General features: G+C 34.5%; 13 protein-coding genes and 1 pseudogene. 1 reads left to right on the top strand and 13 read right to left on the bottom strand.

Translation table 11 applies throughout. The features are described from left to right. Positions 1–236: 236 nt before the first annotated feature. The 9 genes and pseudogenes from A9D35_RS19465 to uxaC all read right to left on the bottom strand — a co-directional run bounded on the left by A9D35_RS19465 (position 237) and on the right by uxaC (position 15,875). The gene (locus A9D35_RS19465; RefSeq protein ID WP_262487506.1) at positions 237–662 is read right to left on the bottom strand and encodes a malectin domain-containing carbohydrate-binding protein; all 426 of its coding nucleotides are present in this window, start codon (positions 660–662) and stop codon (positions 237–239) included. Between the two features lie 213 nt (positions 663–875). Then, positions 876–2,009, bottom strand: a pseudogene (locus A9D35_RS19470) (glycoside hydrolase family 2 TIM barrel-domain containing protein); the annotation flags it as partial. 59 nt (positions 2,010–2,068) lie between these two features. Beyond that, the gene (locus A9D35_RS18395; RefSeq protein ID WP_083191677.1) at positions 2,069–2,932 is read right to left on the bottom strand and encodes a sugar-binding domain-containing protein; all 864 of its coding nucleotides are present in this window, start codon (positions 2,930–2,932) and stop codon (positions 2,069–2,071) included. A 24-nt stretch (positions 2,933–2,956) separates the two neighbouring features. Further along, the gene (locus tag A9D35_RS10950) at positions 2,957–4,459 is read right to left on the bottom strand and encodes a sialate O-acetylesterase (RefSeq protein WP_066222916.1); all 1,503 of its coding nucleotides are present in this window, start codon (positions 4,457–4,459) and stop codon (positions 2,957–2,959) included. A gap of 12 nt (positions 4,460–4,471) precedes the next feature. Beyond that, entirely contained in the window at positions 4,472–8,458 is a 3,987-nt protein-coding gene (locus A9D35_RS10955; RefSeq protein WP_066222920.1) for a CBM96 family carbohydrate-binding protein, read from the bottom strand. 53 nt (positions 8,459–8,511) lie between these two features. Further along, positions 8,512–10,011 (bottom strand): right-handed parallel beta-helix repeat-containing protein, encoded by a 1,500-nt coding sequence (locus tag A9D35_RS10960; protein WP_141675518.1) that lies wholly within the window; start codon positions 10,009–10,011, stop codon positions 8,512–8,514. Between the two features lie 25 nt (positions 10,012–10,036). Next, positions 10,037–12,976, bottom strand: coding sequence for a discoidin domain-containing protein (locus A9D35_RS10965; protein ID WP_159427054.1), 2,940 nt, complete (start codon positions 12,974–12,976; stop codon positions 10,037–10,039). 172 nt (positions 12,977–13,148) lie between these two features. Further along, positions 13,149–14,450: an MFS transporter gene (locus A9D35_RS10970; protein ID WP_066222924.1), complete on the bottom strand. Its 1,302-nt coding sequence runs from the start codon at positions 14,448–14,450 to the stop codon at positions 13,149–13,151. 24 nt (positions 14,451–14,474) lie between these two features. Next, complete coding sequence (gene uxaC, locus A9D35_RS10975; RefSeq protein ID WP_066222927.1) at positions 14,475–15,875, bottom strand: glucuronate isomerase; 1,401 nt, start codon at positions 15,873–15,875, stop codon at positions 14,475–14,477. Positions 15,876–16,152: 277 nt separating this feature from the next. Between uxaC and A9D35_RS10980 the strand changes: the two genes are divergently transcribed. Next, positions 16,153–17,196 (top strand): LacI family DNA-binding transcriptional regulator, encoded by a 1,044-nt coding sequence (locus A9D35_RS10980; RefSeq protein WP_066222930.1) that lies wholly within the window; start codon positions 16,153–16,155, stop codon positions 17,194–17,196. A 703-nt stretch (positions 17,197–17,899) separates the two neighbouring features. On the opposite strand, the gene uxuA is transcribed toward A9D35_RS10980, so the two are convergent. The 4 genes from uxuA to A9D35_RS11000 all read right to left on the bottom strand — a co-directional run bounded on the left by uxuA (position 17,900) and on the right by A9D35_RS11000 (position 22,571). Then, the gene (uxuA, locus tag A9D35_RS10985) at positions 17,900–19,117 is read right to left on the bottom strand and encodes a mannonate dehydratase (RefSeq protein WP_066222932.1); all 1,218 of its coding nucleotides are present in this window, start codon (positions 19,115–19,117) and stop codon (positions 17,900–17,902) included. A 10-nt stretch (positions 19,118–19,127) separates the two neighbouring features. Continuing rightward, positions 19,128–19,946: an SDR family oxidoreductase gene (locus A9D35_RS10990; RefSeq protein WP_066222937.1), complete on the bottom strand. Its 819-nt coding sequence runs from the start codon at positions 19,944–19,946 to the stop codon at positions 19,128–19,130. Positions 19,947–19,987: 41 nt separating this feature from the next. Beyond that, on the bottom strand, positions 19,988–21,409 hold the full coding sequence (locus A9D35_RS10995; protein ID WP_141675519.1) for a hypothetical protein: 1,422 nt from the start codon (positions 21,407–21,409) through the stop codon (positions 19,988–19,990). A gap of 253 nt (positions 21,410–21,662) precedes the next feature. Next, entirely contained in the window at positions 21,663–22,571 is a 909-nt protein-coding gene (locus tag A9D35_RS11000; RefSeq protein WP_066222942.1) for a CBM96 family carbohydrate-binding protein, read from the bottom strand. Between the last annotated feature and the right edge of the window lie 64 nt (positions 22,572–22,635).

Genomic DNA, 22,635 nt, shown 5'->3' on the forward strand with positions numbered 1-22,635 from the left:
ATATCGAGAGCTTTTAACCCCCGATATTTAAACTTTACACACTTTGTGAGGTACAACCATTAAAGAATTTGAATTTGATATGAATAACCAACTAGTGGTTAAATCATTCAACTAATTATCCTGTTTTTATGTTGCAAATCCAAGTCGTTGATGTGTCTTTGTTAAAACGTAAAGAGAGAAATAAAAACAACACAATTTTAAAAATACAGGAAAATTTTTCACACACTTATTTGTCCTTAATATACCTTTCTAAGTTCAACGGCATTTAAAATGGGTTCCCCTTTTATGGCTTTAAAGGAAATGGTAACACCTTCTTTATTCTCAATTAATTGTTTGATTTTGATTGATACTGCTTTTTCAGTACCATAATCTTTCGCTAAATTGAAATTTTCAAGAATTACTTTTCCGTTTATCAAAACATCAAATACTCTATCGCTATTTAAGTCTTCTTTTTCAGAATTAGAATCTAAATTATAAGCGAGTTCTATTTTTTCTTTATCTGAAATCAATTCTGCAAAGTGTAAGGTCAATTCATAAAAACCATCAGGCACTTGCATCTTAAATGCTTCAAGCCCCACTTGTGCCGTTTGAAAAATAGGATCGTTATTGGTATTCTTTATATTTTGATCGGTACCATATTTTTGACGTGATGTGTTTTTCATTATAAAATAATCCCCACCTACAATGCCCCAACTTCCTTTTTCATCGGTAAAGCCCTGCGCTGGCAACCATATTTCTTTAGTTAGATCATCTAAAAAATAACGTTTAGAGCCTAAGCTAATTCGAACAGATTCAAACGGTACGGCTTTACTATCTAGGTTTTTCGCAATCAAATTGAAATCTAATCGATGGAAATCTTTAGTTGTTTCACCATTATTTTCAGAAACGACTTCCAATAAATTTTCACCTTTTACAAAAGGCACATCCCAAACTAATGTTTTATCTTCATTAGCTATTCGCTCTCCTAAAGATTTTCCGTTAAGGTATAAAATAGCACTTTTCTGATTTGTAAACACACTAATTGGCTGTGTGGAAATAGTGCCATTTTCAGTATCTGTAAAGCCAGATCTATGTTCCCAAAGTTTAGAACCAATGGCTATAAATGGTTCGTTTATAAGAAATGCTTGGTATAAATAGTAACTGTCTTTTGGTTTTCTATCCAAAGTCATCACGCCTTTACTATTAATAAAAGGATTGGTATCATGACGTGTTTCCGAACCAAAATCGGCTAAATTCCAGATGTTTACACCGGCAACAAAATCACGTTCTAAAATGGCTTTTATATAATGTGTATGATACGTTACTTGATATTCTAAACTAAAGTCAAAACGTTCTGGTGTTAACGACCGTACTCTTGGGTCTGCTCCTGCTCCATATTCTGTAACGATTACAGGTTTCTTTAATTTTTCGTGGTAGCCATCTAAAAAACGATCAAAGCCTTCAAATTTACTGCCATACCAACCTGAGTACAAATTCCAACCGACAATCATTGGGATTTCAGTCAGTTCCGTTTTAGTATATAATGAAAAATTTCCGTGATTTGGAATCATGGTATAACGGTATGGATCCATCTCGCGAATAACCTTTTCAATATCTTTTGCTAATTGAGTAATACTTGCAAAATACGGTTTTTGCTTTTCTGGTTCTCCTTTATATCTAGGTCGCAGCAACACTTCGTTCATATATGCCCACGATACTAAACTGGGATGATTATAATTTTGAACTACCATTTCTTTTGCCATTTCAATACTGTTGAGAACAAAACCATCAGATTCTGTGATGTAATTTAGGACTGGAATTTCAACAGTAGTTATAATACCCAAACGATCACAGGTTTCCATGACAACAGGATCTTGCGGATAATGTGCAATACGCAAAAAATTACCGCCCATAGCTTTCAAATGCTGCACATCATCTACTGCTAAAACATCAGGTACTGCATTTCCAAGCCCTTCAAAATCTTGATGACGACAAGTACCAATTAATTTATAGTGCTTATCGTTAATAAAGAAGCCCTTATCGGCATCAAATTTATACCAACGAAACCCTAATGAATTTACCGTTTCATCTAAAACTTTTTAGTCTTTATATCTACAATTTTCGTAATGACTTCATATAAATATGGATTATCTGGCGACCAAAGATTAGGATTTTTAAACTCTGAAATATTTTGTTCAAAGGCTATAGTTTCGTTTGATTTTAAACGATAAGCGGTCTTTATTTCTTTTACAACTTGTTTGCCTGCGTTTCTAACAGATTGCACTACTTCAATTTCTATTTTTGAAGCGGTTTCGTTTGTTACTTGTCCTTTAAATAGAATGGACGCATTTTCTTTGGTAACCTTTGGTGTACTAATTAGAACATTCTTTGCGGTATAATGACCATCTTCGAAATGCACAGGATTCATTTTTTGAATATAAACATCACGATAAATACCTCCAAAAAACGTAAAATCTCCTGTTAATGTTGGAATATCTTCATTAAACTTATTGGTTACTTTTACAACGATGTCGTTAGCTTTACCAAAATTTATCTGTTCTGTAATAGCGAAAGAAAAAGCCGTATAACCACCAATATGCAAACCTACGGACGTTCCGTTTACAAATACTTCAGTTTCTTGATTTGCCCCTTCAAAATATATTTGAATGGATTTATTTTTATCTTTTTCTGAGAAAAAAATCGATTTTTTATATACACCCATATCTCGATAATAATCTGGGGTATCATCAAAAGCATCTTCGGCATTCCATGTATGAGGAATAGAAACCGATTCCCAATCATTATTATTTTCAGAACTCACTTGAGTTGAAACATCCCCTTTATGGAATTGCCAATCTGAATTTATGGTATAAGTGTTCCTGACGTTTTGCGCTGACAACATCACGGTAACAAAACCAATGGCAAGTAAACTAAGTGATTTTAATTTTTTCATTGCACTAATTTATTTTTTATTTAATCAAAACTCTAAATGAGGATGCAGGTAAACCAGCATTGTTGAACACATTTGCATATTCCATTTATCCGCCCATCCGTAGCGTAGAATAAACGGTTTTTCAATATTCTTTATATCGAAAACTAACAGTTCATTTTCAATTTTAGGAAATATTGTTTGGGGTGCATTTTGTGTCCCGTTATTTTTAAATTCTACGATTTCAAAACCTTTTGGTTGCCCTTCCGATTTCAAACCAGATTCAGCAAAATCGAACTTAACATATAACTTATCATCTTTTATTTGGGTGCCATTAAACAAAGGGCCAGAAACGGTGATTTCTTTAAAATCATAACTTTTAGATAATGCCCAGTTTGCTAAGCGTTCTCCTACTGGTTTTTTATTCGTAGGATGAATATCATCAATATTCCCAACGTCCATAGTAACCACCATGCCTGTATTTTCAATTTTTCTGTAAACTTGTAATTGAGCTTCCATAATGGCAGAAACCTCATCTATACTCCCTTTAAAGGGCGCTATTTGAACAAAATAAAATGGCAACTCTTTTTTCCAGGCTTTTCTCCAACTGGCAATCATAGCTTCAAACAAATAGGCATATTCATCGTGCCATTTTCTATTGGTTTCTCCTTGATACCAAAGTACACCTTTGATGCCAAAATTGGTTAACGGATTTATCAGTCCGTTGTACAAAGTACTGGGAGCTCTGTGCGGTCTGGCTTTTATAAACAAGGAAGTTGGCATTTCTGGAGTTTTGTCAATAACCCCATTTTTTTTGGCTTCCAGTTGTGCATAATACCCAATAGAATCCATTTTAAAATCTGCTTGCCATTCTTGGTAGCGTTTTAAAGCAATATTCAATTTAGGGTCGTTTTCTAGAACTTCTTTGGGTGTCCAGTTATCGGCTGCCGTACCACCCCAAGCTACTTCAATAATACCAACTGGCACATGTAATGCTTTTTGTAATTTTTCTGCAAAAAACACACCAACAGCTGTGTACTTATCAGCATTATTGGGATGTACCGCCGTCCATTTTGAACCTGGCAAATCCATTAAAGGCGTGTCGCTTATTTGACGCTCTACATCCAAATAACGAATGTTTGGATAATAGGCTTTAGCAACCTCTTCTTTTCCATTTAAGCTAGAACCTAATGTGAATCCCATATTGGATTGTCCAGAACAGACCCAAACTTCTCCTAATAATACATCCTTTAAAATAATAGTTTGTTTGGAAGATTTTACTTTTAATTTGAACGGTCCACCTGCCTTTGCCGTTGAGATACTGGTTCTCCAAATACCATCTTGTCCTGTGACTACACTTACTTTTTCGGTAGACCAATTATTAGAAATACGAATCGTTTCTCTAGGGGTTGCCCAACCCCAAATAGGCACAATGCCTTTTTGCTGCAATACCATTTGGTCTGAAAAAATAGCTGGTAATTTTAATTGTGCACAAACTACAGACGTGAAAAAAAATAAAACAACAAGACAAAATGGGTGTTTGAAATTCATTTTTCAAGGAATTTATTTGATAATCAACTTTTTATTAAAACTATAGTCTGGCGTTACCAATTTTACAACATAAAGTCCTGAAGCTAAGTCTAAATGGTTCAAATCAAACTCTATGGTGTTATGGGTTGTAATACTATTTTTAGTATCCAAATTAATAACTCTACCTTGTAAATCGATAATTTGTACTTTCGAAATACTAGCTACCGAAGCGTTTAATGAAAAAATTATCTTTATTTTTTTTTTTGCTGGATTCGGACTGATAATTACCCCACCAAACTTTTTAATAACATCGTTTGTAGAAAGCATACTACTTGTGCTGCCCGTTTCTCCTACAACCACAAAAGACACGTCATTTGCTGTAATACCAGACAAACAATCATTAGAAGTACTGATTAATTCTGATTGTCCTGTTTGCTGTTCTGTGAACAATAAAACTTCGTAACCAGCATCTAATTTTAGGGAACGAATATCATTATCAATAACACCTCTTTTTTCCAGTTCTTCCAAATTATAAATTCCTGTTCTTAAACTTACGGCATACCCTTCGTAATCACATTGGGAATACAACGTTGCAACACCTGGACTCATGTTGTAAACATTTTTAAGAATTTCATCGGCATAAAGCCCTCCTAAAATACGTTGGCTGAAGGTATCAAAATGTGGATCGGTCAAATCACCATTTATAGGTGCCAAATCGTCTGATTTGATATAGCTTGCTTGATTGATATCGTTGGAAATACTACTGATAACCGTATTTATAGGCTCAGATTCCGGACGCCATTTATTGATTTCACCGGCAACAAAAAAGGCGTTTTCGCCTAAATCAGCTCTTAAATCCATTACCAATTGTTTCAATTTGGCCATGTAACCACTACTTGAGTTTTGGTTGGATTCACCTTGGTGCCATAAAATTCCTTTAAAAACACCTGCCTTTTTGGCTTCCAATAAACGGGCAACGGCTTCTTCATATAAATCCATATCATCTGCACCAGAGTAACCTTTTTCCCAAAGTTCAATTTTAGTGCCTCCCCTAGCATTTACAACCAAACCAATACCTCTATTGGTATATTCCGTCAATTTTCTTGCAAACACATAACCGGGATTTAATTTTTGATTAGAAATATCTTTTCCTACCGTTGAATATTTATTTAGAGGCGTTTCGGCATTTTCCCAACCATCTGCATCATTAAATAAATAAGCATTGGTCAATGGTGCTTCGTCCAAAGTACCAATTTCGCCACGTCCAGCCATATTGGATTGTCCAATCAATAAATACACATCAAATTCATCTTTTGAAAAGCCACCTGGTGTATTACTGGTATTCATGGTACTAAATCGATGTATCCCCCTATCGATAGCGCCTGTTGCAGGAATAGGATTTCCAAAATACCCTACGGAAGTATTTCCTGCAATCTCCAACCCTGAACCTATGGCTGGCGAACCTGCTTTAAGCTTGTAACCTTGCGGACCAGCATTAACAGCTACAAATAAAGGATCTGTTGTTATGCTATTGTTACCGCTTGGCACTGTTATATTAGTACCAGCTTTATAAAACAGGTTATTGGAAAACGTATTTCCGGTACTTGCGCTTACATCATACCCATGGTTGCTTCCTTCTAGGTAATAAATATTATTATAGTATTTTGTATTAGCTGGTTTTCCTGACCATTGTTTATGAAACATCACATCAACCCCTGTTTGTTCTGCCGATAAATAAATAACGTTGTTATGGAATGTTGTATTGGTTATTTTTCCGGACAACTTAAACGCAAATTTCTCCCCGTTTTCACGAGCTACCAAACCATCACGTTCAATAACGTTGTATCTAAAAATTGTATTATCGTTAAAAGATGTTGAAAACCCCCCACCTGTTGCCAACATACCATAAGCGTTGTCATGCACATAATTATATTGGAGGATGGTGTTTTTGGTTCTAAAGTCACTATCCAATCCGCCAGCATCTTCATCTCCAATGTTCCCTTTGGTAAAACGAGCTTCGTTATATTGAAAAACGCACCCATCGGTATTAAAATTAAAAGCCGCATTACCTGAGCCCTTTACAGCACATTGATGAAACAAGTTATACTCTATAATTGGATCTTTGGCATTTCTAAGAATTAGGGCATTGGCACCCGATCTTTCAAAAACATTATTTCTTACAATAAAATTCAAGGTTGGTGTCCAGTTTCCATTGTTGGTTAAGGTTCTATCATCCCAAGTACTTACATTGGACATCCCCGTTCTGTCCACATCGTATATATGACAGCCTTCTACCAAAAAATCATTGTAATAAGTTGGCACTATGCTGCCTGTGATTTCCATATAGATGCCACCGTTATTTTTATCTTCATTATCACCATTGATACCATGAATATCCAAATTAACCAAATGGATATGATTTACTTCTCCTAGATCTTGCGCATTGACCCTTACTCCTACTTTATTGGTGTTTGGCGTTAAATCATAACCAGCTGTTGGATTATCAAACCAATCCGTTATGTTTTTGGCTTCCCAAGCTTCCATGGAAATACCCCCTTCTTCAGCTGGATTATAATTGGTGATTTCTAAATTTCTTATTTCTACATATTCATTGCCATCTAAATGAATGGTTTCTGATGCTCCTGCACCATGAATGATTGGTTTAGCTCCTTTCCCATAACTTGCAACAACAATTGGGTTGCCAGCTTCACCCGAACCTTTTAATTTTAAAGTTCCTGTCCACGATTGTCCTGTTTTAAACAATATTCTTGCGCCTGCTCCAAAAGTAGATGCATTCAGTTTTGATAAAGTTTTCCATGCTGTTGCAGGGCTATTTCCATTATTAGCATCGTCGCCATTCAAGAAATCTAAATAGTGAATACCAGTAATGGCAGTACTTGGTGGTGACACATTGGTGGGTTCTTCCAACAACTCCAACATAGGATGGAAATTGGCAGCTTCTTTACTGTAAAAGGTCAATCCGTTATTATCACCAGCAAGATCTAAAACAGTCAATGATAAAACACCACCGTCTCCTGCTTCTGCCAATTTTGCTATGACATAAGCAGAAATATCCCATTCATAATACTTATTCAATTCACCAGGTAAAACTTCCGTAGTCCGGAGTGGATTTGTATCGATAAAAGCAGGATAGGAATTCCAAGTGACAGTTTCCTCATCCCATGTATTTTCAACAGGCAAAATGGATAAATCTAAATCGGGCGTGGAATTGTTAGAGCTTGTAAAATATAATCTTAATCTTGCAGTTCCTACGGTACTTACTTTATTGACATCAATTTGATTTAAGTCAAATTTCAAAAGTCCTTTTTTAACAAAAGAATTGTTGGAAGAGCCCGCTTTTACTTGAATACCTGTGTCTGTTCCGTAATTAGTATTCGCATTGCTGCCACCAACTACCATGGCATCTTCAATTGTGCCCAATGCTTGGTAATCTTCAATTTCATCGCTTATATACAATTGCGGTTTATTAGGATCTGTAGATTCCTTGGTGTAAAAACGCGCCAATTTATTATCTCCATTTTCATCGGACAAACCTAAAGAGATGCTGGTTTTCCCTAAGGTGACGGCATCTTGGACCAATCTGGTTATTTGCCATTCTACATAAGCATTTTCTTCTACTTTTTGGCTGCGAACCGATGGCGAAATCATAACCGGTTGATTGTCCCAAGTAAGCGTACTTTCGCTCCATGTTTCATCAATATTAAAAGCACTAATCATCATATCTGTGCTCTGTGTATCATAACAATACAATCTTAGTTTTGCAGTACCTACGTCGGCTAGACTAAGGCCCGAAATATCAAATTTGATAAATCCCATTCTTGTAAAAGCGGCAGAAGAACCTGTTTTAACCCACATTTGCTGTGATTGGGTATTCCCCAAAATTTCTGTGGACTTTCCTCCATCGGCATAAGTATCATCTGTTGGGCTTAATCTTTGAATGTTTTGAGCCGAAAATTCAACGCACATTGCCATTAACATTAAGAAGATGTAATTTTTCATCATGTCAGTTTTTAGTTAGTTTTTTTAGTTGATAATATTTTCTTGAAACATCATTAATTCTCAAAAGCACCAATGTTTGGTAGTTCATCTGATAATTTATTTCCGAATAAATCTTTTCTACCATTATTTTCAATTGAAATTCCTGCTTTCAAGGCAGGGGAATCATCCTTTAATCTATAACCAGCAAGACTTTTTGGGTTTTTCATATCAATATTTGTCCCTCCTTTTCCTGGATCAAGAAACATGGGATTAGAGACCACGGCATTATCTCCTTTTGACGAAACATTATAAAAAAGGTTATTCTCAAAAACGCAAGAATCTTCAGGCTCAAAACCCCACTCTGCTTTATCTTCAAAATAAAAAATATTGTTTTTGAATGCTGTTTCTATGGGATGTCTCACTTTACCCCCTTCAACAAATATTCTCGTTCCTTTCCCTTTACCAAAATAGTGGATGTTGTTATACACTTTTACATCTTTCAACCCAAACTCTGTTGGAAACCCGTACAAATAGGAACCCAATAATTCGTTTTGACTGATGTTATAACGAATGGTGATATCTGAATTTATCCCCCTACGCATAATGCCACAAAACCAGTTGTTATCGTGACTGTAGTTGTATTGAATAATTGTTCCTGTTGATTTGTAATCTGCATCAAAGCCTCCGCGTTCATTTTCATCCCCATCTCCCGTATTGCCATAAGCTTCGTTATATTGCACAATACAATTTACAGTATTAAAATTAACGATGCTATGACCTGTATCATAACGGCTACTAGCGGCTGCCACGTTGTATTCAATTAATGGGTCAATAGCATTTCTCAATATAATACTATTGCGTCCTGTTCGCTCGATATAATTTCCTCTAATCACAAATTCCGTCCATGGATAGTAGTTTTCTGTATCAATATTTCTCCAACTGGATTGATTCCCTATGCCTACACCTCCAACATCTTTTACCACATTATCCTCAATCAATAATTTATGAAATTTTGTTTTAATGCTATCTCCATACACCTGTATGTTTATACCTCCATGCCACTTTCCTCCTACATGGCCATTCACGTTATGGATATTGCAATTTTTAATCGTGATGTTGTTGATAATTCCAGCATCCTCTGCTACCACAAAAATCCCTTTTAATTTTCCTTGGTCATTTAATGTTCCATCGGTGTTGGTTACTTCTATATTATTGATACCCCAATATTGACCATTATACAAATAAAGAGGTGCTTCTACTTTACCCAGTCCATTTATAACTGATTTTTTTTGAGCAGCATCATAAAACACTTCTTTGGTTTTTGGGTCGTACGATGTCAATATATTAGGATTGCTTTCACTACCACTACCTTTTACGATAAACTGCCCTTCAAATGCGGTTCCTACAGCGAACAAAACTTTAGAACCCTCAGGAAATTCAGTTCCCGAATATTTATCAAATGCTTCTTGGGTGTCAATGTAAAAAATGCTTTCACTGGTTTCTTTCTTTGAATTACATGCTGCCAATGTGATGAAACCTATAAGCAATAGTTTAGATACGATGTGTGTCTTCATTTTTTAGTTTAATTTTTATTGAAATTTATTTTTGGCTCCAAACCTCAAGGTTTGGTTTAATATCTGATTCTTTTGATTTTATGATTACAGTCCGCCCTTTATCCTCATCATCACCCAATTGGCGGGTTTCTCGAACCAAAACAAAAGTGACAGCTTCCGAATTGTTTTTTGAAATAATATCCGTCACATCCAAGTAATGGCTCTTTTCTTCAGTAGAAAATGCAAGTTCACCTGCTACTTTTACAGGATTTCCAACGTTTTCCACCAAAGCTTCTTTAGCATTCAATTGTGGTGCATGTTTCCAAGTCAGCTTTTTTTCATTTATTTTTTCTGAAGGAATGGCATAGACATGTAACCTAAAAGGTCTATCTCCCATATCTACTTTTCCCGTAACATGCAACAACGCTTTTTTAATTTTGGTTTTATCCTTTGGCGTATTAAAACTTAAATAACCAACCTTGTTTTCATCAATATTTTCAGCATTTAAACTCACCAATAATTCTTTTTTGTTACCGTATTTTTTTGTGCTATTAGCACCAGCGGACACATAAGCATCTGAAACTACAGGGTGTATTTCTTTAGTTAAATTTCCTTTGGGAATGCTCAGCAATGTGACACTTTGCGGCGGCAAGGTCATTTTAATTTTTTTATCCTTAGGAAGTTGTTTTAATGTAGAAACTTCACCATAAGTTTTAGCATCCACGGTTTCACCAATGATAGGTGCCCCTGGGTTTAAATCCAAGTTTGAGACATCCACATCCAAATGATAAGCAAAATGACCACGCTGCACTAACCACATATAATAAGTATCTGTTTTTTCATCTAAAGACACATAAGTATCCAACCCATTATCAACATTTGAACGGTCCACTTGCAATAAGTCCCGTTCATCTTTAAAGCCTTTGGCAAAAAGTCTCACCACTTCCCCGGTGCGTTGTATGCCCGAAATATTATAATTTGGCACATCGCTTGGCAAAGCATTTTTATCGAATAATTTGATTTCGCGGACTTTTAATGCGCCTTCATCTTCTGAAACAAATCTGATTTTTGATGTTTTTATGGATTTTTTAAAAGGAAGATAAACCTGTGCATATTTATTATCTTTTTGTTCTGCCTCTGGAATGTTTTCCCAGTTTGAACCCGTCCAATATTGCAATCTAAAATTCCTTATGCGGTCTGGTGCTGTAAATACACCACTTTCGGAACCATTATAAACTAAAGCACTTCCTAATTCTTGAGTCTTTCCTAAATCTATTTCCAACCATTTTTCTTTGCTGTCTTCATTAGATATCCACGAAGAATCATCGGTTTTATCACCATCGGTAATTAAACCTGCTTTTGAACCATTGAAAGATGCACTCACTGTTGCGTTTTTTGCCTGATTTTGATGGGCGTCTTCTACAAAACGGGTTCCCTGCCATGTGTAATGATGACCTGACTTGATGCCTCTAGAATACGAATTACTGGTATTGGTCACTAATTTAAATGCCCACATCCCATAGGCTCCATTTTTCATATTATTCGCATAAATCCCAGCCCATTCTGTGAACAACGAAGGCGAATCCATGGTCTCTTCTTTATCTATTAAATATGCATTCATCCAACGTCCTATTTCGGTAAACACAATTGGAATGGCCTTTTTTTCAGGATGGTTTTCCACTAATATTTTACGGATATTATCCACTCTTGTAGAATACCCTGCTGCAGGGGAATTATAGGAGTGCGTTGAAAACACATCAATCAAATCGTGGTCTAACGTATTGCCATGATAATCTGTGCGTATATTTTTTGCAATAGTTGCCCACCAATCGGTATTTTGCCCCGCGGTAACTGGCCCTACAAATTTTGCTTTTAAATTTTTGCTGTATTTTTTATTGACATCTTCAATAGCTGCATGTACGGCATCGGAAACGATTTGCATACCCTCAATCCATTGATTCAATTCCATAGGACCTGAATGCCTATGGTTGGGTTCGTTTTGCATGGCGAACATAGCCGCATCAGCCGTTTTAGCAACATGGTAGGCCAGTGAATAATAACGCTGCCATTGTTTCCATTTGTTGCTCCAAGTGCCATCAAAATCACGTGAATTGATTTGTAAAATGGGTTCAATTCCCAATCGTTTGGATTCTCTAATTGCATAATCAAGTTCCATGATGTTGTTCGAAGAATAATCAATAGACGTATAAATAGGTTTTAATTCATTCCACTTTATGTATTTACTAGCCTCTGGATTTGACCTTAAATCTGCCTTACGTTTATCAAACTCCTCAACGGATTTAATACTTGAATCTACTTGTACTGCACTTTCAGGGGCATAATTATTGAGGTTAGGCCAAATTCGAATACTATTTACATTGGCATATTCCAACCAACCGGACACATTATAGCCTGGCAAAAAATAACCTTGGTTATACCCCACATACTTAAAGGTTTTCCCAACTACATTATTGGTTACTTTAAGGGAAGCATTTTGGTCTTCAGTAATTTCAACTTGCTTTACAATATTGGATTCAAAAGATGGTGGCTCAGGCATATCGATGGCTACCGTTCCAAAAACCTCTATTTCCATAACGCTTATTTTTTCACCATCATCAGCAACCATTCGGATTTTAAAGGTACTAATAGGGTTTTCAAACTTAAAATAAACCGTTGTTAGCCTGTTTTCCAAAACGGACGCTTTTGGAAAGTCAGTCCAATTGGCATCATCCCAATATTGTATCTTAAAATTTTTGACGGACCAAAAACCACTAGCTTGATTTTTTTCCATAGCTGTTCTTTCATCATCAGGGATACCACTATGAAATCTTATTTCAGAAATGTTGCAGTATTTTTCAAAATCAATTTCCACAATGTGAGGCGCTTTATTGGTGGCACTCATCCATTTAGACTCTCTGGTAATTTTGTCATCTACAATATTGCTTGCAGGATACTCATCATATTCTGAAGTAGCTTGAACTTTCATTCCTAACGCAAGATTTACATTGACATCTTGTGCAAATCCCTGATTTAGGCATGCAATAAAAAAAATGTATGTTAAAAAAATGTATGAAAACGATTTAAATTTCATTTGAAAAATATTTAGTATTTATTAATATATCTCTATTTGTTTTTAACCTATTCCTAAATTCAAAAAATTAATTCGCAATAGTATTTAAATTTTCATCTAGAGGAGTCATCGAAGGCATTAATAAATGTACCAATCCAAGAATAACAATGTAACAAGAACCTACAATTAAAAAAGCCCAAAAATAACCTTGATTTCCTGACTGATCTAGAACAGAACCTAAAGCTGCATCAGCAACAATACCTGCTACAGCACCTGACATACCACCTATACCAACTACCGAAGCTGTTGCTTTTTTGGGGAACACATCTGAAACCAAAGTAAAAATGTTTGCAGACCAAGCTTGATGTCCTGCAGCAGCTAATCCCATTAGAAAAACGGCTAACCATTTATTATCTGTTATAGCAACGTAACTCACAGGAAGTACAATTAAAGCACATATAAGTAAAGTAATTTTCCTAGCTTTATTCACGGACCAGCCTTTTCTAATAAATACTCCCGAAAGGTAACCACCAAAAATACTACCGACATCAGCCATAATATAAATTACAAAGAATGGAAGTGCTATATTATGAATATTAACGTTGAATGTGTCTGACAAAAACTTAGCACCCCAGAAAAGGAAAAACCACCATACAGCATCGGTAAGTTTCGCTAATGAAAAAGCCCAAGTCTGAGGTTTACCTAGCACATTTTTCCATGGTAATTTATCATCATTCTCAGCAGTAGAGTCACTTAAAATATAAGCCAATTCTTCTTTCGAAACTTTAGGATGTTTCTCAGGTTTCTTGTACATACGTAACCATAGAAACACCCATATTGCACTAAGCACCCCCGTTATTAAGAAAGGAATTTGCCAATTCGTACCGTCTTCATGAACAATCCAACCTATTACAAAAGGAGCTGATATAGCACCAATACTAGTCGCAGCATTAAATAACCCTGTTGCGAAAGCACGATCCTTTTTAGGAAACCATTCCGCCGTGGTTTTTATCGCTGCAGGAAAATTTCCTGACTCTCCAAATCCTAAACCGAAACGAGCTATCGCAAAACCAACAACACTAAACCCTGGACGAACTAGAGCATGAAGCATCCCAAATATACTCCAAATCGCTATTGACAATGTATATCCCTTTTTAGTACCCAATCTATCAATCAACCCTCCCATAGAAAGCATCCCTATTGCATAAGCAACTTTAAAGGATATCATAATGTTTGCATAATTACTATTAGTCCAACCAAACATTTTTTCAAGAGTTGGAGCCAAAATCCCAATAATACTCCTATCAAAATAATTAATTGTTGTAGCGAACATTAGAAGTCCTAAAATCCTATAACGGTAATTTCCAATTTTCTGATTTGAATTAGTCATAATTTTATATAGTCTGAGTTTAAATTAAAAATTGAAATATTTTTTTGCATTGTTGTAGCTTATATCTGAAGCCATATTCCCAACCCACTCTATATCATTTGGCAATTGCCCCTTTTCTATTTGTGAACCTAAAATATTACAAAGTATTCTTCTAAAATATTCATGCCTTGGAAAAGACATAAAACTTCTTGAGTCTGTTAACATACCAACAAATTTACTTACCAACCCCATATTAGAAAGGGTATTAATCTGCTTTTCCATCCCATCCTTTTGATCTAAAAACCACCATGCAGACCCCCATTGTACTTTACCTGCAATACTACTATCATTAAAATTCCCTGCCATAGTTGCAAAAACCTCATTGTCAGATGGATTTAAATTATATAAAACTGTTTTTGGCAAAATATTTTCATAATCCAATCTATTTAGGAAATATGAAAGCCCTTCAGCTTGTCTAAAATCACCAATGGAATCACAACCTACATCATTTCCAATTAAATCAACTAGACGTTTGTTATTGTCACGCTGAGCCCCTAAGTGTAATTGCATTGTCCAATTTTTCTCAGCATATTTTCTTCCTAAGGCAAAAAGTAATGCCATTTGAAATTTTTGAGAGTCCTCTAGATTAATTAATTTATTAGATAATCGCCTTTTAAAAATAAGCTCAATTTCAGATTCTGTAAATTCTAAATTATATAATTGCTCTAATCCATGATCTGATAATCGACCTCCCATATTATCAAAAAAGTCAATTCGATTTTCCAATGCATCAACAAGTGATTTGAAATCATTGATGACGATATTTGACACTTCCTCTAAAGTTTTAATTGAAATTAAATATTCATCATTAACAATATTCAAAAATTTATCAGGACGAAATGTAGGTAGAATCTTGCAAAAAGAATTACCAATTAATTGTTCATGAAATTCTAATGAATCTGTTGGTTCATCTGTAGTACAGATAACTTCAATATTCATTTTTTGAATTAATTTCTGTACAGAAAAGTCTTTACTACTTATTTTATCATTTATTTCATTGAATATTTTTTTACCATTATCAGAAGTTAACAACTCATCTATCCCAAAATATCGTTTCAACTCTAAATGTGTCCAATGATATAAAGGATTACACATAGTATAGGGCACTGTTTCCGCCCATTTCATAAATCGAAGCTCATCCGAGGCATTACCTGTAATATATTTTTCTGGAATAGCATTTGCACGCATAGCACGCCATTTATAATGATCCCCATATAGCCAACATTCTGAAATTGAACTATATATCTTATCAGAAGCAATATCTTTTGAATTTAAGTGATTGTGATAATCTATTATTGGGAGATGTGACACATAATCATGATAAAGTTTTTGAGCCGTTTTGGTTTCTAAAATAAAGTTATCGTTTATAAAAATTGGAGTTTGCATTATATTATTTTTTATTGTTAGAATTATCTTAAACTTAATACTCTTTAATAAAACTCACCGATTCTTCCCTTAACAAGAGAAAATTCAGACAAGGTTTAAAGGCTAATTTTCTTTAATATTAGACTACTCCTACCCCAATATTAACAAACCCTTTTTATTACTAAATCACATTTAATTTAATTTTACATTTCAAATATAACAAATATACCATTAAAACAATCGATTGTTTAGATTTTTGTTAAAACAAAAAAATATTTAGATTATCTTGCACCCAATTATGAAAGATGAAAAAATTACAATTAAAGACGTTGCAAATTACCTTAACGTCTCAACATCCACTGTATCACGGGCATTAACAGACCACCATAGTATTAGTAAAAAAACTAAACTAAAGGTTAAAAAAGCTGCCGAAAAGTTAAATTACACCCCAAATAATATTGCGGCAAGTTTGCGTAACGGTAAATTAAACTCAATTGGTGTGATTCTACCTAAAATAAACAGCACCTTTATGTCAAATTGCATCTTCGGTATTGAAAAAATAACTCAACCTGCTGGCTATAATCTTATTATTTGTCAATCAAATGAAAACTACGAAAACGAAGTGCGAAACATTAAATCCTTATTAGATAGTCAAGTTTCAGGTATTATGATATCATTATCAAATGAAACAACTAACACCGATCACTTACAAACAGTTATAGACAAAGATATTCCCTTAGTCTTGTTTGACAGAACCTCTGATCTATTGGATGTCGATTCTGTAGTTAATGACGACTACAAATCAACTATAGCTGCGATATCACACCTATATAGTCAAGGATATAAAAAAATAGCAATATTAAGCGGGCCTACTCATATTTACGTTTATAAGAATAGAATGCAAGGCTATCTGGATGCACTTAAATTATGTAAATTAAAAAAAAATGAAGATTGGATATTTGATGGCGTCAAAAATAAATTAGAAGCACAAGCTATTACTCAAAACATTTTTAATGAAAGCAATACTCCAGATGCCATTTTTTGCACAGGAGACAACATTGCTTTAGGCGTATTACAAACATTAAATAAAATGAATATTGAAGTCCCTAAGACCGTAGGAGTAATGGGTTATTCTAACGATACTTTTTCAGAAATTACACAACCAACATTGAGTTCTGTCGAACAGCACCCTCAAGACATCGGCTCAAATGCAGCATCTATTTTATTAGAAAGCATAGAAAATAAGAAAAAAGCAGATAAGAAGTTGCATAAAAAAATATATGTCAAACCTAAACTTATAATAAGAGAATCCACAACTAGAACACAAACCTATTTGGAATAACACCTATTAAATTTGTATTTTGGTAAAACGAATAGCTTTTATTCCTCTTACTTAAAATAAATGTTAACTCCTTTTGAATAAAATAATCTCAACTAAAATTTATCGCAGCCGTGAATTAACAACAGTAAGAAATTTACAATTAACTCAAAAACAATTAATTCAAATATTTTTAAAAAATCAAACTCATATATTACACAAACGTTTGTTTTACTTTAACCAAAACCGCATAATACTCTTATTCTCTCGACCAATGAGAGATTCAATATTTATAGTATCTAATACCAATTCTACTAATTTGATAAGTCTGCTAGCAACTTAGTTAAGATTTATAATGAAAATAGTAGAAGAATATTTAATTCTGTATAACTATTAAGGATTGTTGTGATTAATTACACATCACCTTAGAGAAAAACAGCTATGAACGACCTAATAAATTTAGTGCTATTTTTCTATTATTTTTTGAATTCTTAAACTCATTTAAATACAATCAAAAGAGTAATATATTTCTTTTATACTTTGTTTTATTTCCTGATCTTATTTCTTTATAGTTATATGACAAATTTAAGTTTATCACATAAATTCGTACTGACTAAAATAGACATTCCATTAGCATCATTGCTTAACTTATAAAAAACCTCAAGCTTGCCGTTATAACAAACTTGAGATAAACAACAAACAAACTAACTAATATTTCCTCAACATACTAATCATTCTCTTTAAGGATACCGTACTTTATGCCTGCCTCAAGTCCTGCCATTTCTGCCAAACCTTTTAATCGGCCAAGGAGCGGGTAACCAGGGTTTGATTGCCTATTAAAGTCATCTAATATTTTATGTCCATGATCTGGCCGCAATGGTAAATTGAAATCCAATCTTCCTTCATCTTTTCTGCGTATTTGTTCTTTCACAATCTCGGTCATCAAACCTGTCATATCCACATATTCATCTAAATGATCGGTTTCAAAAAAATCTCCATTTTCCATCACTTTAGTACTTCTAAGATGAATAAAATGAACCCTATTGGCATAATTTCTAAATATATTGGCTAAATCATTTGTTGTTTTTGCTCCCAAAGATCCTGAACAAAAGGTAATGCCGTTATTTAAAGATGGGCAAGTTTGACTCAGCCATTCAAAATCTTCACCGCTACTAACTATTCTGGGCAATCCAAGTAAAGGAAAAGGGGGATCGTCTGGATGCACTGCTAAATTCACACCTGCTTGTTCTGCCACAGGAATCACTTCATTTAAAAAATATGAAAAGTTTTCCCTTAGTTTATTTTTATCGACGTGATCATATTCAGCCAATAATTTGTTGAATATATTCAAATAGTTTTTTTCTCCTTCGTTAACCGTTCCATCAATAAACGATTGCGTTTTTACAATAATGTTGTATCCTAACGCCTCTTTTTCTTCATCAGACAAGCCTTCAAAAATTTCTTTGGCTTCCTTTATTTGAGTTTCAGTATAGCTCTGCGCTGCATTTGGTCTTTTTAAAATAAACAAATCAAAAGCCGCGAATTTGTTAGCACTGAAATACATGGCTTCGCCTCCGTTTTCCAGTGTAAAATGAAGGTCTGTTCTCGCCCAATCCAGCACGGGCATAAAATTATAACAGATGGTTTTTATACCACATTTACCCAAATTCTTTACACTTTCTTTGTAATTAGCAATATGTAAATCCCTTAAAGGCGTTGCTTTTTTTATCTCTTCAGTTACTGGTAAGCTTTCAACAACTTCCCAAGTAAGACCATGAGATTCAATGTTGTGTTTGGTTTTTAGAATTTCTTTCACAGACCACACCTCACCATTAGGAATATGATGCAACGCTGTAACGATGCCTGTTGCTCCTGTTTGACGGATATCGGACAAGCTAATGGCATCTTTGTCACCAAACCATCTGAGTGTTTTTATAAGCTTCATCTTTTATTTTTTAAACACCTGAAAACGAACTAAACCCACCATCTACAGGAATGATAGTCCCTGTTATAAAACTTGCAGCATCTGAACATAAAAACTGAACAATTCCGTTAAGCTCTGTAATATCTCCAAATCTCCCCATGGTAGTTCTAGCAATTACTTTTTTACTTCTTTCAGTATAAGAACCATCATCATTAATCAATACTTTACGGTTTTGATCACCAATAAAAAAACCTGGAGCGATAGCATTAACTCGAACTTTTTCTCCAAACTTTGTTCCCAATTCCATAGACATCCATTTGGTAAAAATATCAATACCACTTTTTGCTACAGAATAACCTGGCACTCGTGAAATAGCTGAGAGTGTTGCCATAGAAGATACATTTACAATACTACCACTCCCTTGTTTTGCCATAGCTTCACCAAAAACCAAACACGGATATACCGTACCATTCATATTTAATTGGGTTACTTTTTCAAAATCTTCAATTTTCATATCAAAAACCGTTTGTTCTTCTGTTAGCGTAGCTCCCGGTAAATTACCGCCTGCCGCATTGATCAAAATATTAATGCTTCCCCATTTGTCCAGAATTTTATCCCTAGTAAGCTTCATTTCTTCTACATCTAAAACATTAGATACAAAACCAATAGCTTCACCTCCCATTTTTTTAAGTTCTTCAACTCTATTCATGACATTCTCTTTACGAATATCTAAAACAACTACTTTTGAACCTGCTTCAATTAAACTTTTGGCAATACTTCCTCCGAGTACACCCCCTCCTCCTGTAACTACAGATACTTTTTCTGAAATGTCAAATACAGATTTTTTCATATACTTTAATTTATTAGATGCGTTTCCGCTTTTATATTCTTTTATTTATTAATCACAATAAGAGCTACTGAACTTCGCTCCAATTTCAAAGGAATTTGCATAAAAGAAGCTTTTTTCTTACTCAGTTCAAAGCTAGTTTCTAAACTAGTTTGACTTTTATTGATATAATAATTATTATTTTTAGAATCTATCATATATACTTTTGCATTTAAGTTTTCTCCAAATTGAGACACAGGGATATTTTTGATAGTAACAGTCACATCTTGATCTGCTTTCTGATAACGCCAATTATAATTCCAAACCAAAACAGTCATACCTTTATCCATTTTCTTTGCTGCTAAAACATGAACACCTAAGCCTTTATCATTGATTAAATCAGACTCCGCCTTAATTCTAGTGCCATAATCAGCAAACATTTTAGAAAGTACCAACATATTGCCATAAGGAGATGCCGTGGCATTTTCTAAATCTAATAGTTGAGACTTTTGCACCAAACTAGAATGGCTTATAACCCAATTGAACATAGCGTCAATACCACCTTCATAAAAATAATACGCCTTGGTTAATTGCGATGCCGGCCATAAGGTAACGGTTTCTGCCAAAGTCAATCCACTAGGCAAAGAAGACCCGCCAACAGCTCCAAACTCACTAATAAAAACAGGGATTTTAGGCAAACCTTTAGACTGCATTAAATTATCAATACGTTCTTTAGCCGTTAATACTTCTTTAGGGCGATCTGCCTCTGCATAATTATTAAAAGAGAAAAAATCTAGTCTTTTGGTAATATCGCTATCTGCTACGTAAGCATCCAAGAAAGTCTCTGCATAGTCTAACATATTTGGAACATTACTTGTAAAAGCACCGTTACTGATCAAAATAGGGCTATAGTTTTTCCCTGCATCTTCAGCCTCTTTTTTCAAAATAGCATTTGCAGAATTAAGCCCCTTATAATAATATTTATAAACGGGATAATACGTTACCATGGTTTCTTTATTCAAATCTGGCTCATTGCTTACTTGGATGTATTTAATTTTTGGAAACTTTCTTTTATAATGAAGCACTGTTTCTTTCACTAAATTAACATAATCATCACCCTCTGGCATGTTATATGAAGAAGAACTGGTATGACCACTTAATGCCACCAAAAGTGAATCGGAAGTTTTTGAATAAAATGCCAACGCTTCTTCAACTGGCACATTACTACCACTATATTTATAATTATAATTTATATTTCCGTTATTATAAACAAAACGCAATTGAACCCAAACCCTAGTGGTTTTTGTATCAAATTGCTTAAGCCATGTCTCTGATGCTACAGCAGGAATAGCACTCGTTGTTGAACTACCGTTGTATGCAGATAAATTCATTATCTCACCCAAGTTTGTATCAAAATCAACTTGTATTTCACTTGAAGGAACTTCGCCATCGGGAGTTTCCGTATCGGGTATTTCTTCTTCTGTCACTTCCGTTTCAGATTCGATGACAGAATCTGAATCACTACAGCTATACGCTAAAAATAATGTGATTACGAACAGGTATTTGATATATTTAGTCATTTGGTATTAAATATGAATTATGGGTGTATTATCGTTAAAATACTTTTATTTTCTAAATGATTAAGCACTGTATGCAGCTCATTTTAAAAATCCGGATGTACTTTTTCCTTTTTTACTTTATAAAAGCCCTTCTACAAATGGGCCTTACTCATTTACTTAATTACTCTATCACTAATTTAGACACTGCCGAACCATTAGATTGAGATGTTAATTTCACCATGTAAATACCACTTCCCATCTTAAAATCTTGCACATTAAGTTCCTTATTCCAAACCCCTGGCTGTACAATTTCTTTAAAACTTGAAACTCTAACTCCCAAAATATTAAATATAGACACATCCAACATATCTGCTGACTTAAATGTTCTGTTTAAAATAAATGATGATTTTGTTGGGTTAGGATATATAACCAATGGCAATTCAGTCTTTTTAATATCATCCACTCCCAATATATAATTAATTGTAATGGTAGCCGCCACCGCACCACCAGCCTCCTTGGTTGCCAATCGCACTAACTTTTCATTACCGCCCTCATCTATATTTTTTGCTTTAATGGCAAAGGAAATATCGGTACCACTAGCTGCTAAAACCTGATTAAAATAAGCCGTAACATCAACCATATATGAATTGGAATAATCATTCGGAGAAGTAACTGGAACAGAATTTATTGTCAATTCTGAAATAAAAGCACCGGTATCTGGTTTTGTATCATAAGTAACTACGCTTTCACTCCAAGCATTTGTTAACTTATGTATTTGCAGAATTTCTGTAGTTCCTGTGCTTGAAGGCAAATAGGTATGAAACTTTAAGGTCGCGCTTGTAACCGAACTTGGCAAACCTGAAATTACAGGAAATTTATAATAGGTTATCCTCGGAGCACTGGTTGCAGTATCTCTCACCCTAGCCTCAACATCAGCACCGTAATTGGTGCCAACAGAAGAGCCTTGGACATAGGTGTCCTCAGAAATATTGATAGTGGCCATGGTTTGAGCCATAACACGCTGATGTAACCCCACTAAAACAAGTAATGCTAAAGCCGTTTTCAATTTTAAAATGTATTTTTTTTTCATAATAAAGTGTTATAAAAGTTAATAGTTGGATTAAAAAGTAGTGATACCAATAAGTTTATAGCTC

Source organism: Formosa haliotis (assembly GCF_001685485.1).
Lineage (GTDB): Bacteria > Bacteroidota > Bacteroidia > Flavobacteriales > Flavobacteriaceae > Formosa > Formosa haliotis.